The following is a 13,191-nucleotide window of genomic DNA, read 5'->3' as shown; positions in this document are numbered from 1 at the left end:
TCGAGAGCCATCCAACGGCAGAGGACTGATTGCCACACCCCACCAACCCGGGCGTCCGGAACATCGTGTCCCGGACGATCAAGAGCTTATGGAGGGCTGATCCCCTCGGCACGACCGGCTGGGCCCTGCTCGCACCCTCGCGCGAGCAGGGCCCGGCGGCGTTCCGAGCGTGGAACCCGGGGTCCTGAAGGTCGGACACGCGGGCGGTTGGGGGCACCCGCGTCGATCGTCGGCTAGATCGGCAGCGGGAGGAGGTTGTCGGTGGCGGCGCGGAGGGCGGCGCGCATCGCCTCCCGCGGGGCGGGGTGGCCGGTGAACTGCTCCGACTGGCCGAAGGCCTGGTGCAGGAGCATGTCGAGGCCGGTGGCGAGGGTGCGGCCCCGCTTCTCCACGGCGTGGGCCAGCGGGGTGGGCCAGGGGTGGTAGATGACGTCCAGGACGCACGGCGCCTCGGCCAGCGCCCCCGCGATCGGCTCGGTGGCCTCCGGCGGCACGGTGCTGATCAGGACGTCCGAGGCCGACGCCAGGGCGGCGAAGTCGGCGGCGTCCCAGGTCACGACGTCCAGGGCCAGGCCGAGGCGGGACGCGCACGACTCCGCCTCCGCCGCCCGGCTCGCCGAACGGACCACCAGCGTGACCGCGCGGACGCCGACGGAGGCCAGCGCCACCAGGGCCGCGGTGGCCGTGCCGCCCGCACCCAGCAGCACCGCGCGCGAGCCGGACGTGAAGCCGCACGAGGCGCGCAGCGCGCCGAGGACGCCGTCCACGTCGGTGTTGTCCGCACGCCACCCGCCGTCGACCGGCACCAGGGTGTTCGCGGCGCCGACCTGGGTGGCCCGGGGCGTCGCGGACGTGGCCACGGCCAGCGCGGCACGCTTGTCCGGCATGGTCACCGACAAGCCCACCCACGCCGAGTCCAGGCCCGTGACCAGGGACGACACCTCCTCGGCCACGCACTCGACGCGCGTGTACTCCCAGTCGGCCAGACCCAGTGCCGCGAACGCGGCGTTGTGCAGCACCGGTGACAACGAGTGGGCCACCGGCGAGCCGATGACCGCCGCACGGCGGACCACGGTCAGAAGACGCCTTCCCTCTGGGCCTTCTTCGACGCGGCGTCGTGCTCGTCGAACGTGACGTTGAAGCACGAAGTGCCGTCCTTCTGGCACTTCACGAAGTACATCCACGGCCCGTCTTCGGGGGTGATCGCGGCGGTGATCGCCTCACGGCCGGGCGAGCCGATCGGCGTCGGCGGCAACCCGTGCACCTTGTAGGTGTTGTACGGACCGGCCTTCTCGCGGTCCTCGTCGCTGGTGGTGATGTGCGGCCGGTCCAGCTTGTAGTTGACCGTGGAGTCCAGCTCCAGCTTCTGCGGCAGCGCGAGCCGGCTGTAGACGACCCGCGAGATCTTGCCGAAGTCCTTGGTCACGCCTTCCTTCTCGATCAGGGAGGCGATGACCAGCACCTCGTACGGGCGGAAACCCGTCTTGCCCGAGCCGCTGGGGATGCCGTAACCCTGAAGCCGGCCCAGGGACGTGCCGATCACGCCCTTGAGCAGCTCGGCCGCGCTCGCGCCCGGCTTGACGTGGTACAGGCCCGGCGCGACGAGGCCCTCGAGCCGGTTCTCCTTCGGCGCGGCGGTGACGTCGGGCAGCGCCCACTCGGGGATGCCGAGGGCGGCCGGGTCGGCGTTCTCCGCCGCGTCGCGCAGCTGGTCGACCGGCACGCACTGCTTGACGCCGTCCAGCTCCACGCAGGAGGCGTCGGACAGCCTGGAGAGGATGCCCTTGGTGACGCTGCCGTCCTGCGCGGTGAGGTCGTGCATCACGTTGCCGCCCCTGACCTCCAGCGGCACGATCTTGGACGCCTCGTCCACCATCCGCGCCACCGCGGCCTCGCCGGACATCTTGGTCTTCATCAGGTAGAACCCGGGCTGGATCGCGGTGACCCGCGAGTCGTCCGCGCCCGCCTCGGTGAACGCGCGCGCGCTGGCCACCACGCCCTGCTCCTTGAGCGTGGTGGCGATGGTGGTGACGAGGTCGCCGTCCTTGACCTCGACCACCACGTCCGCCTCGCCCGCGCCCGCGAAGTCGTCGTACGAGCCGATCCCGCTCAACGTGCGGTACCCGTAGTACGCGCCGACACCCCCGCCGGTCAGCACCAGCGCCACGACGACCCACAGGATCGTCCGCTTGCGCCTGCGCTTGGCGCGGCGGGCTGCGGCGTCGCTCCTGCCGCGTGCGGCCCGCTCGTCGTGGCGGGTCTCTGGATCGGTGAACAACCCGAGGTCGTCGTTCACGAGCCGTCCTTAGCTCCGGGGGCCCGCTCCGCATCGGATCGAGCCACTTGTCGCGCCCGTGCGTCCAGCCAGGACTGCAGGATCTCGACCGCGGCAGCCTGGTCGACGACGGCGCGTTGCTTCTTGCCTCGCACCCCGCGTTCGGCGAGCACCCGGCTCGCCGTGACGGTGGTCAGCCGCTCATCGGTGAGCCGCACCGGAACCGGTGCGACGCGCTCGGCCAACGCCGCAGCGTACGCCGCCGCGGCCTCCGCCGCCGGCCCGTGCCTGCCGGCCAGCGTGCGCGGCAGGCCGACCACGACCTCCACCACCTCGTGCTCGGTGACCAGGCCGGCCAGGTCACGCAGGTCCTGGCCGGCCTTCACGTCACGCGACAGGGTGACCAGCGGCGTCGCGAGGAAGGCGCTCGGGTCGCTCAACGCCACCCCGACGCGCACCGCGCCGACGTCGACGCCCAGCCTCCGACCGGGGCCGGGATCGTCGACGCCGGGGCGGTCAGCGCTGCTCAACGGCGCGGTCCACCTCGGTGCGCAGGGCGGTGATGGCGTCGCCGACACCGCCCGGGTTCGTGCCGCCGCCCTGGGCGAGGTCCTGCTTGCCGCCGCCTCGTCCGCCCACGGCCGGGGCGAAGGCCGGCACCAGCTTGCCGGCGGCCAGCCCCAGGTCACGGGCGGCGGACGTGGTGGCGACCACGAAGCTGACCTTGTCGCCGTCCGGGGCGAACAGGCCGACCACGCCCGGCTTGTCGCCGAGCCGGTTGCGCACCTCGCCGGCGATGGTCCGCACGTCGGCGCCCGACGTGCCCTCCGGCAGCTGAAGGGCCACCAGGGACACGCCGCGCACGTCCAGGGCCTGCTCGGCCAGGGACCCGGCGTTGGCCACGAGCTGGGCGGCCTTGACCTTCTCCAGCTCCTTCTCGGCCACCCGCAGCCGCTCCACCAGGGCCTCGACCCGGGCGGGCACCTCGGCGTCGGGCACCTTCAGCATGGCGGCGACGTTCTGCACCAGAGCCCGCTCCTGGGCCAGGTACTTGAAGGCCTCGATGCCGACGTAGGCCTCCAGGCGGCGCACGCCGGAGCCGACGGACGACTCGCCGATCACCGTGATGGGCCCGATCTGGGACGAGTGCTCCACGTGCGTGCCACCGCACAGCTCGCGCGACCACGGCCCGCCGATCTCGACCACGCGCACGGTCTCGTCGTAGGTCTCGCCGAACAGGGCCACGGCGCCCATCTCCTGGGCGCCACCCATGTCGGTGTAGACGACCTTCACCGGGAGGTCCTTGCGGACGGCCAGGTTGGAGACCTCTTCGATCTCGCTGCGGGCCTCCTCGGACAGGCCGCCGGTCCAGGCGAAGTCCAGCCGCAGGTAGCCCGGCTTGTTGTACGAGCCGCTCTGCAGGGCCGACGGGCCGAGCACCTGCCGCAGGGCGGCGTGCACGACGTGCGTGCCCGAGTGGCCCTGGCGGGCGCCCACGCGCCACTCCGGGTCCACCCTGGCCTCGACGTGCTCGCCCTCGGCGACCTCGCCGCTGACCACGCGCACCTGGTGCACCCACAGCTTGCGGGCGACCTTCTGGACGTCCACGACCTCCAGCTCGGCGTTGGCCGTGACGATCGTGCCGGCGTCGCTCGCCTGGCCGCCGGACTCGGCGTAGAGCGGCGTGCGGTCGAGCACGACCTCGACGATGTCGCCTTCCTTGGCGGAGCGGACGCGCTTGCCGCCGCTGACGATGCCGCGCAGGGTGGCCTCGCTGGCCAGCTCGGTGTAGCCGGTGAACTCGGTGGCGCCGAGCTCGAGCAGCTCCCGGTACACGGTCTGGTCGCCGTGGCCGGTCTTCTTGCCGGCGGCGTCGGCCTTGGCGCGGGCGCGCTGCTCGGCCATCAGCTTGCGGAACCCGTCCTCGTCCACGGTCAGGCCGGCCTCGGCGGCCATCTCCAGGGTGAGGTCGAGCGGGAAGCCGTAGGTGTCGTGCAGCTGGAAGGCCTTGTCACCGGGCAGCGTGGCGCGGCCGTCGGACTTGACCTCGGCGGCGGCGTTCTCGAAGATCCGCGACCCGGCGTCCAGCGTGCGAAGGAACGTGTCCTCCTCGGCCTTGAGCACCTGCTCGATCCGGGCGAAGCCCGACACCAGCTCGGGGTAGGACGGGCCCATGGCGTCGCGCACGACGGCGGCGAACTGGGTCAGCACCGGCTCGGTGACGCCCAGCAGGCGGGCGGAGCGGACGATGCGGCGCAGCAGGCGGCGCAGCACGTAGCCGCGGGCCTCGTTGCCGGGCGTGACGCCGTCGCCGACCAGCAGCACGCCGCTGCGGGCGTGGTCGGCGATGACGCGGAACCGCACGTCGTCGGTCTCGTCGGCGCCGTACTTGCGGCCGGAGAGCTGCTCGGCCTTGGTGATGACGGTGCGGACGAGGTCGGTCTCGTAGACGTTCTCGACGTCCTGGAGCAGCATGGCGACGCGCTCGACGCCCATGCCGGTGTCGATGTTCTTGTCCGGCAGCTCGCCCAGGATCGGGTAGTCCTTCTTGGCGCCGCCCTCGCCGCGGACGTTCTGCATGAAGACCAGGTTCCAGATCTCCAGGTACCGGTCCTCGTCGACGACCGGGCCGCCCTCCTCGCCGAAGGCGGGGCCGCGGTCGTAGTAGATCTCCGAGCACGGGCCGCACGGGCCGGGCACGCCCATCGACCAGTAGTTGTCCTCGATGTCGCGGCGCTGGATGCGCTCGGGCGGCAGCCCGGCGACCTTCTGCCACAGGTCGGCGGCCTCGTCGTCGTCCAGGTAGACCGTCACCCAGATGCGCTCGGGGTCCAGGCCGTAGCCGCCGTCGGACTGGGGCTTGGTGACCAGGTCCCAGGCCAGCCGGATGGCGTCTTCCTTGAAGTAGTCGCCGAAGGAGAAGTTGCCGGCCATCTGGAAGAACGTGTTGTGCCGGGTGGTCTTGCCGACCTCGTCGATGTCCGGCGTGCGCACGCACTTCTGGATGCTCGTCATCCGCGGGGCGGGCGGCGGGGCCTCGCCGAGGAAGTACGGCTTGAACGGCACCATGCCGGCGTTGACGAACAGCAGGTTCGGGTCGTCGAGCAGGAGCGAGGCGCTGGGCACGTACTTGTGGCCGGCGTTCTCGAAGTGCTCGCGGAAGCGCTTGATGATCTCGTGGGTCTGCACGGGTGAAGTCCTTCGGAAGTGTGGAAAGTCAGGGCGCGGCGAGGCGAACGAACGACCTACTTGGCGTCGTTCGCCCCACGCGCTCGCCGACCCGGCGTGAAGCCCGTCTGACGTTCCACGCTGTCTTGCAACTCCTGTTCGCGCTCGGACATTCCGGCGCGCACCTCGGCGCCGAACGAGCCGAGGGCGCCCGCCAGCTCGCGCAGGCCCTGGCCGACGTTCTCGCCGATGCCCGCGGGCGTGGCGGCGTGCGCGGCCTGACCCGCCTTGCGGGCGGCGAAGACGCCGGCGGCGATGCCGAGCCCGAACCAGAACAGCCGCCTCATCGCCTGCCCCTGCGTCGAGTGTGCTTGCTGGGAGCCTCCTTGGCCGCGCGGCGGGCGCGGATGGCCTTGCTCACGCCGTAGGACAGCGCGGCGGCCTTGACCAGCGGCCCGCCCAGCGTGGCGGTGAACAGCGAGGTGAGCGCGGAGACGTTGCCGGTGACCGCGCGGGCGTTGGCGGTGATCCCGTCCACCCGCTCCAGCTGCGTGTTCACGTGCGTGATCGTCGTGTTCGCGCCGGTGAAGATCGGGTCGCTGTTCTGGTGCGCCTTGCGGATGGCGATCGTGGCCTCGTCCAGCGTCCGGCCGAGCTTGATCAACGGGATCGCCAGCAGGAGCACAAGCAGCACGAACGCGCCGGCGGCGACCAGCGCGGCGATCTGCCCTGGCGACACGGATCCTCCTGGTGGATTGCACGGCTCAAGGTGGTGGCCAAGGTTACCGCGACCGCGTCGGGGCCTCTGAACGAGATCAGGGCACGGCTGTGCCACGTGGTGGGACGCGGTCGCCAAGACCCCCCATTTGGCGTCGATTCGATCGTGGTCGCGGCGGCTAGCGTGGTGGCGCGAGTGATCGTCACACCACGGATGGTCACCGCGGGGCTTGACACACACCACCCGAGTAGATGAGGTAAGCCTAACCTTAGTCGATCGTCGGAGGTGCCGTGTTCGCCGTCAGTCCCTCCGGACGACCGATCCCGCCGGGCCGGCCCGCCGACGTGCTGGCCAGGGCCCGCCGGGTGCTCGGCGAGGTGCCCGAGCACGGCATCGGCGCGGACGCCGCGCTGGCCCGCGTCACGACCGTGCTCACCGAGGGCGGCATCGACCTGACCAGCCCGTTCGCCGCCGCCCACCTCCAACCGCCGCCGCTGGCCGTCGCCGTCACGGCGGACGCGCTGGCCGGCGCGGGCAACGCCTCCCTGGACACCTACGACTCCGGCCCCGCCGCCCTCGCCGTGGAGCGCTGGGTCGTGGCGGCCCTCGCCCGGCTGGCCGGGTTCGACGCCGACGCGGACGGCGTGTTCACCCCCGGCGGCACGCTGTCGAACCTGACCGCGCTGCTGCTGGCCCGGGACGCGGCGGCGGCCCGGCTCGGCCTGGACGTGCGGGCCGACGGGGTGGCCGGGCTGCCCGACCCGGCGGTGTTCTGCTCGGAGCTCGCGCACTTCTCGGTGGCGCGGGCGTGCGCGGCGCTGGGCCTCGGCGAGGACGCGGTGCGCACGGTGCCGGTGGACTCGCGCCGGCGGATGCGGCCGGACGCGCTGGCGGCGGCGCTGCGCGCGGGCGGCACGCCGGTGGCCGTCGTGGCGACCGCGGGCACCACGGACTTCGGCTCGGTGGACCCGTTGCCGGAGTTGGCGAAGATCGCCCGCGAGCACGGCGCGTGGCTGCACGTGGACGCCGCCTACGGCTTCGGCGCGCTGTTCTCGGCGAAGCTGGCCGGGCTGGTGGACGGGCTGGCGCTCGCCGACTCGGTGACCGCGGACCTGCACAAGATCGGCTGGCAGCCCGCCGCGGCGAGCGTGCTGCTGGTGCGCTCGGCGTCGTTGTTCGGGCCGTTGGAGCGCTCGGTGGCCTACCTGAACCCGGAGGACGACCGGGTCGAGGGCTTCGACGGCGCGCTGGGCCGGTCGTTGCAGACCACGCGCCGGCCGGACGCGGTGAAGGTGGCCGCGACGCTGCTCGCGCTGGGCCGCGCGGGGCTGGGCGCGCTGGTGGACCGGTGCCACGAGCTGGCCGGGCACGCCGCCGCGCTGATCGCCGCCGACCCGTCGTTCGAGCTGGTCGGCGGCGCGACGTTGACCACGGTGGTGTTCCGGTACCGGCCGGCCGACGAGGCGCTGGCCGACGAGGTGAACGCGCGGCTGCGGCGGGCGTTGCTGCGGGCCGGCGCGGCGCTGATCGGCCGCACCGAGGTGGACAAGGTGACGTGCCTGAAGTTGACCCTGCTCAACCCGAACGCCCGGGAGGCGGACCTGGTCGCCCTGCTGACCCTGGTCCGCGAAGCCGGTTCCGCCGCCGAACGACTCCTGGAAGGAGCGGCATGACACCCGATCCGCTGGAGGGCGACCCCAGGTCGACCGCGGAGCACGCGCACTTGGAGGCGTTATTGCGCTGTTGGGTGCGGGAGCGGAACGTGCCGGTGACCGACCGGGTGCGGATCGACGTGCTCGGGCTGCCGTTGGAGGCGGACGTGCGGTACGCGTCGCCGACCGGGCGGCACCGGTTCGGGCCGGTGACGTTGGCGGGCAGGCCGGCCGACCCGGTGGTCGCCGTGGCGCTGGTGGGCGCCGAGCTCGCCGCCGGCGGAGCCGGAAGTCGGACCACCGCCGACGGAGCCACCGGCGCGGCCGGCCGCCACACCGCCGACCTGGTGGAGCGCACGGCCGAGTCGGTGCGCCGGGTCGCGGAGTTCGTCGCGCACCGGCGTCGCGAGCCGGTCGGGCCGGCGGACCGGTTCCTGGACAGCGAGCAGCGGTTGATGCTCGGGCACCTGCACCACCCCGCGCCCAAGAGCCGCGACGGCCTGTCCGACGCCGACAACGCCCGGTACGCGCCGGAGCTGCGCGGGTCGTTCCCGCTGTTCTGGTTCTCGGCGGCGCGGGAGGTCGTGTCGCACGGCTCCGTGGCGGGCCCGGACGCGGTGACGCTGATGTCGACGCTGGCCGGGCGCAACCCCGGGCCCGGCCGGGTGCTGGTGCCCGCGCACCCGTGGCAGGCGCACGACCTGCTGGGCAGGCCGCGGATCGCGTCGCTGGTCTCGCGCGGGCTGCTGGAGCCGCTGGGCGAGTTCGGGCCCGCGTGGTCGCCGACCTCCAGCCTGCGCACGGTGTACCGGACCGGCGCGCCGGTGATGCTGAAGCTGTCGCTCGGCCTGCGGATCACGAACTCGCGGCGCGAGTCCACCTCCACCGAGCTGCGCCGCGGCTCGGAGGTGCACCTGCTGCTGGAGTCCGGCTACGCGGCCGGCACGGAGAAGGCGCACCCGGAGTTCAGTGTGGTGCGCGACCCGTCGTGGCTCGCGGTGGACGAGGGCGGCGAGGTCACCGGGCTGGACGTGGCCGTGCGCGACGTGCCGCACGACCTCGGCGACTCGCGGTGCCTGGCCGGCATGGTCGCGCCGCGGCCGGGCATCGGGCGTTCCCTGCTGGGCGAGCTCGTGCTGCGGCTGAACGCGGCCGAGTGGGTCGCCGACTACACCGACCGCGTGCTGGTGCCGATGCTGCGGCTGTACGCGGAGACCGGCATCGGGCTGGAGGCGCACCAGCAGAACACGCTGGTGCGGCTGGACCCGGCGGGCCGGGTGGTCGGCGGGCGGTACCGCGACAACCAGGGCTACTACCTGGCGTCCTCGCACCTGCCGCGGGTGCTGGAGCGGCTGGGCGTCGAGGAGTCGACGCTGGCCGTGGTGGACGACGCGGTCGTGGACGACCGGCTCACCTACTACCTGCTGCGCAACCAGGCGTTGGCGGTGATCGGCTGCATCGGGGTGGAGGGGCTGGCCGACGAACGCGACCTGCTCGGCGTGATGGCGGCACGGCTGGAGGCGGCGCTGCCCGCGCTGGCCGAGGCGGGCCCGGACGGCGACCGGCTGGCCCGGCGGTGGCTGGAGGCGGACGCGCTGCCGTGCAAGGCGAACCTGCTGACCAGGCTGGAGGGCATCGACGAGGTGCTCGCGCCGCTGGACGCGCAGTCGGTGTACTTCGACGCGCCCAACCCGTTGCGGGAGGGCAGGTGCGTCCGGTGACCCACCTCGACGCCTACCGGCAGACCGACGACCTGTCGGCCGTGCCCGGTCCCCCGCTGCCGGTGCTCGCGGGCGGCTGGCGGGCCCGCGCGGTCGACCCGGACACCCGCGACCTCGACCTGGTGCACCGCTGGATGCAGGCGCCGCACGTGGTGGCGTTCTGGCACCAGGCGTGGCCGCGCGAGCGGTGGGAGGAGGAGCTGCGGCGGCAGCTGTCCGGGCGGCACTCGTTGCCGGTGCTGGTGAGCCGGGGCGAGGACCCGGTGATCTACCTGGAGGTGTACCGGGCGGCGCGGGACGTGGTCGCGCAGGTGTACCAGGCCCGGCCGCACGACCTCGGGCTGCACCTCGCCGTGGGCGAGCTGGCGATGACCGACCAGGGGCTGGTGCGCAAGCTGCTGCCGGAGGTGACCGCGGCCCTGTTCGACGCCGACCCGCGCTGCACCAGGGTGCTGCTGGAGCCGGACGTGCGCAACCGGCGGGCGATCGCGTCGTTCACCGCGGGCGGGTTCGCGCCGGTGGGCGAGGTGCTGCTGCCGGACAAGGTGGCGCTGCTGATGGTGCGCACGCGATGAAGGCCGACGTGGTGGCGATCGGGTGCGGCCCGTTCAACCTGGGGCTGGCCGCCCTGGCGTCCACTGTGGACGACCTGGACGTGGTGGTGCTGGAGGCGCGGCCGGAGCTGCGCTGGCACAGCGGGGTGATGTTCGGCGACGCGGTGCTGCAGGTGAGCTTCCTGGCCGACCTGGTGACGTTGGTCGACCCGACGCACCCCCTGTCGTTCCTGGCCTACCTGCGTGACGCGGACCGGCTGTACCCGTTCTACGTGCGGGAGAGGTTCCACCCGACCCGGCGCGAGTACGAGGACTACCTGAGGTGGGCGGCGTCCCGGCTGCCGGTGCGGTTCTCGCACGCCGTGACGTCCGTGCGGTGGGAGGACGGCCGGTTCGCGGTGTCGGGGCCGGGGTTCTCGGTGGACGCGCGGCACCTGGTGCTCGGGGTGGGCACCACGCCGTCGGTGCCGCCCGCGTTGGCCGGGCTCGGCGATCGGCTGGTGCACAGCTCGGACTACCTGCACCGGCCGCCGTCCGCCGAGCGGGTGACCGTGGTGGGGTCCGGGCAGTCGGGCGCGGAGATCGTGCTCGACCTGTTGCGGCGCAACCTGGACGGCGGTCCGGCGGTGACGTGGCTGACCCGCACGCCGGTGTTCGCGCCGCTGGACTACACCAAGCTGGTGCTGGAGATGACCACGCCGTCCTACGTGCGGCACTTCCACTCGTTGCCGCAGGACCGGCGGGACGCGTTGCGCGCCGAGCACTGGCGGCACTACCGGGCGATCTCGGCGGAGACGTTGGAGGAGCTGCACGACCTGCTGTACCGGCGGGAGTGGGAGCACGGGCTCGCGCCGGTCGAGCTGCGGCCGGGCGTGACGGTGGTGTCGTCCTCGGTGGCCGGTTCCGAGGTGGTGCTGGAGTGCGCGCACCGGGACACCGGGCGCACGTTCCGGCACCGCACCGACCTCGTCGTGGCCGCCACCGGGTACGCGCAGGCCCCGACGCCGTTCCTGGAGCCCTTGGAGCCGTTCGTGCGGCGGGACGCGCACGGCCGGTACGTCGTGGCGCTGGACCACTCGATCGCGCTGGACCCGCCCGTCACCGGCCGGGTGTTCGTGGCGAACGCCGACCTGCACAGCCACGGCGTGGCCGCGCCCGACCTCGGCATCGGGGCGGTGCGCAACGCGACCATCGTCAACGCGGTGACCGGCCGCGAGGTCTACCCGCTGCCCAAGCACACCGCCTACACCAGCTTCAGCGCCCCGAGCGACGCGGGGCAACCGGGAGACGACGTTGACTGATCTGTGGCACGAGTGCTCGGCGGCGTTGCTGGCGAAGGCGATCGGCGAGCTGTGCTTCGAAGGGCTGCTGGCGCCGACCGCGGCCGGCGACCCGGACGGCTACGAGCTGCGGTTCGACGACGCGGTCTACGCGTTCTCGGCGACGCGGTCGGCGTTCGGCGGGTGGGTGGTGCGGCCGGGGTCGGTGCGCCGCGCGGCGTCCGGGATCCTCGGCGACGACGTGGTCGAGCCGTGCGACGACGTGCAGCTGTTCGTGGTGGACGCGTTCCGGCACCTGGGGGTCGACCCGGCGACGACCGCCGGTTTCCTCGCCGAGGTGACCGCGACCCTGACCGCCGACGTGGCGCTGGCGTCGACCGCGTGGCCCGTGGCGGAGCTGGTGCCGCTGCCGCAGGCGGAGCTGGACGGGCACCTGACCGGGCACCCGTGGCTGATCGCGAACAAGGGGCGGGTCGGGTTCTCGGCGGAGGACCTGGCGCGGCACAGCCCGGAGGCGCGCACGCCCGTGCGGCTGCCGTGGCTGGCCGTGCACCGGGGGCTGGCGGAGTTCCGCGGCACGTCGTCGCTGTCGGAGGAGGCGGTGCGGGCGCGGGAGCTCGACCCGATGACGGTGGAGCGGTTCACCGAGTCGTTGCAGGAGGCGGGGGTCGACCCGGCGGCCTACGTGTGGTTGCCCGTGCACCCGTGGCAGCTCGACCACGTCGTGCGGACGCTGTGGGCGCCGGAGCTGGCCACCGGCCGGATCGTGGAGCTCGGCGAGTCGCCGGACTGGTACCTGCCGACCCAGGCGATCCGCACCATGTCCAACGTGGACTCGCCGACGCGGTACCAGGTCAAGCTGCCGCTGCGGGTGCTGAACACGTCGGTGTACCGGGGCATCCCGCCGCACTGCACGCTCGCCGCGCCGGTCGTCACGCAGTGGCTGTCGGGGCTGTGGGCGGCCGACAAGCTCATCGGCGAGTGGGGCACGGAGCTGTTGGGCGAGGTCGCTTCGGTGACCGTCCGGCACCCGCGGCTGTCGAACGCGGGCGCCGTGCCGTACCAGTGGCTGGAGACGATGGGGTGCATCTGGCGGGCGCCGGTGGCGTTGCGGCCCGGTGAGCGGTCGTGGTCGTTGGCGGCCCTGCTGCACGTGGACCGCGCCGGTCGGCCGCTGGTGCTGGAGTACGTCGGCGGCACCGACCCGGCGGTGTGGTTCGCCGCGCTGCTCCGCGCCCTGCTCCGGCCGCTGCTGCACGTGCTCTACACCTACGGCGTCACGTTCAACCCGCACGGCGAGAACGTCGTGGTGATCACGGACGGCGACCACGTGCCGGTGCGGGTCGCGCTGCTCGACCTGGTGGACGACGTGAACGTGTCCGTCGACCGGGTGCCGGCGCGTGGCCTGGAACCGGACGCGCACGACCCCGTGCTGCCGCGCAAGCCGTGGCCGGTCCTGCGCCAGTACATCGTGGACGCCCTGCTGGTCGGCGTCTTCCGCCCGCTGTCCGCCCTGTTCCCCCTGCCCGAGGACCGCTTCTGGGGCCTGGTCCGCGGCGAGGTCGACGCCTACCGCGACCGCTTCCCCACCCTGGCAGGTCGGATGGACGACGGCTCCCTGACCACGCCGGAGTTCCTCCGCTACCCCCTCAACGGCTACCGGATCACCCTGGGCTACCAGGACCTGACCGCGCGTCCCCCGGTCCCGCGGACGGGCACCCTGCCGAACCCGCTGCACGCCGCCGTGCCGATCCCGCCGGCGGACGGCTGGTGAAGGTTCGGCCGCCTCGTCCGGTATCCCCGGCCGGGCGAGGCGGCCGGGG

General features: G+C 73.4%; 11 protein-coding genes. 5 read left to right on the top strand and 6 right to left on the bottom strand.

Annotated elements, in window-relative coordinates; translation table 11 throughout:
* Positions 1–233: 233 nt before the first annotated feature.
* The 6 genes from ACZ7GX_RS16025 to ACZ7GX_RS16000 are packed head-to-tail and all read right to left on the bottom strand — an operon-like array spanning position 234 to position 6,182.
* Positions 234–1,073, bottom strand: a complete 840-nt coding sequence (locus ACZ7GX_RS16025) for a shikimate dehydrogenase (protein ID WP_498777194.1) — start codon at positions 1,071–1,073, stop codon at positions 234–236.
* A 2-nt stretch (positions 1,074–1,075) separates the two neighbouring features.
* Positions 1,076–2,296 (bottom strand): endolytic transglycosylase MltG, encoded by a 1,221-nt coding sequence (gene mltG, locus ACZ7GX_RS16020; protein WP_498777192.1) that lies wholly within the window; start codon positions 2,294–2,296, stop codon positions 1,076–1,078.
* Entirely contained in the window at positions 2,293–2,805 is a 513-nt protein-coding gene (gene ruvX, locus ACZ7GX_RS16015; RefSeq protein ID WP_498777190.1) for a Holliday junction resolvase RuvX, read from the bottom strand. The genes mltG and ruvX overlap by 4 nt, the downstream gene beginning before the upstream one ends.
* Entirely contained in the window at positions 2,792–5,464 is a 2,673-nt protein-coding gene (gene alaS, locus ACZ7GX_RS16010) for an alanine--tRNA ligase (protein WP_498777188.1), read from the bottom strand. The genes ruvX and alaS overlap by 14 nt, the downstream gene beginning before the upstream one ends.
* A 56-nt stretch (positions 5,465–5,520) precedes the next feature.
* The gene (locus tag ACZ7GX_RS16005; RefSeq protein ID WP_498777186.1) at positions 5,521–5,790 is read right to left on the bottom strand and encodes a hypothetical protein; all 270 of its coding nucleotides are present in this window, start codon (positions 5,788–5,790) and stop codon (positions 5,521–5,523) included.
* Complete coding sequence (locus ACZ7GX_RS16000; protein WP_053721663.1) at positions 5,787–6,182, bottom strand: DUF948 domain-containing protein; 396 nt, start codon at positions 6,180–6,182, stop codon at positions 5,787–5,789. Before ACZ7GX_RS16000 ends, ACZ7GX_RS16005 begins: the two co-directional genes overlap by 4 nt.
* Positions 6,183–6,451: 269 nt before the next feature.
* Here ACZ7GX_RS16000 and ACZ7GX_RS15995 point away from each other — a divergent pair, with 269 nt between their 5' ends.
* The 5 genes from ACZ7GX_RS15995 to ACZ7GX_RS15975 are packed head-to-tail and all read left to right on the top strand — an operon-like array spanning position 6,452 to position 13,142.
* The gene (locus ACZ7GX_RS15995) at positions 6,452–7,834 is read left to right on the top strand and encodes a pyridoxal phosphate-dependent decarboxylase family protein (protein ID WP_498777184.1); all 1,383 of its coding nucleotides are present in this window, start codon (positions 6,452–6,454) and stop codon (positions 7,832–7,834) included.
* The gene (locus ACZ7GX_RS15990) at positions 7,831–9,534 is read left to right on the top strand and encodes an IucA/IucC family protein (RefSeq protein ID WP_498777182.1); all 1,704 of its coding nucleotides are present in this window, start codon (positions 7,831–7,833) and stop codon (positions 9,532–9,534) included. The genes ACZ7GX_RS15995 and ACZ7GX_RS15990 overlap by 4 nt, the downstream gene beginning before the upstream one ends.
* Positions 9,531–10,109 carry a GNAT family N-acetyltransferase gene (locus ACZ7GX_RS15985; protein WP_498777179.1) on the top strand — a complete coding sequence of 193 codons (579 nt, stop codon included), beginning with the start codon at positions 9,531–9,533 and terminating at the stop codon, positions 10,107–10,109. Before ACZ7GX_RS15990 ends, ACZ7GX_RS15985 begins: the two co-directional genes overlap by 4 nt.
* A complete protein-coding gene (locus tag ACZ7GX_RS15980; protein WP_498777177.1) occupies positions 10,106–11,389 on the top strand; it encodes a lysine N(6)-hydroxylase/L-ornithine N(5)-oxygenase family protein in 1,284 nt (427 codons plus the stop codon). The genes ACZ7GX_RS15985 and ACZ7GX_RS15980 overlap by 4 nt, the downstream gene beginning before the upstream one ends.
* Positions 11,382–13,142, top strand: a complete 1,761-nt coding sequence (locus ACZ7GX_RS15975; protein WP_498777175.1) for an IucA/IucC family protein — start codon at positions 11,382–11,384, stop codon at positions 13,140–13,142. The genes ACZ7GX_RS15980 and ACZ7GX_RS15975 overlap by 8 nt, the downstream gene beginning before the upstream one ends.
* The last annotated feature ends 49 nt before the right edge of the window (positions 13,143–13,191 follow it).

Source organism: Actinosynnema sp. NPDC037264, from assembly GCF_055603705.1.
The sequence above is the reverse complement of the archived record's forward strand: the minus strand, read 5'-3'. Positions and strand labels throughout refer to the sequence as shown.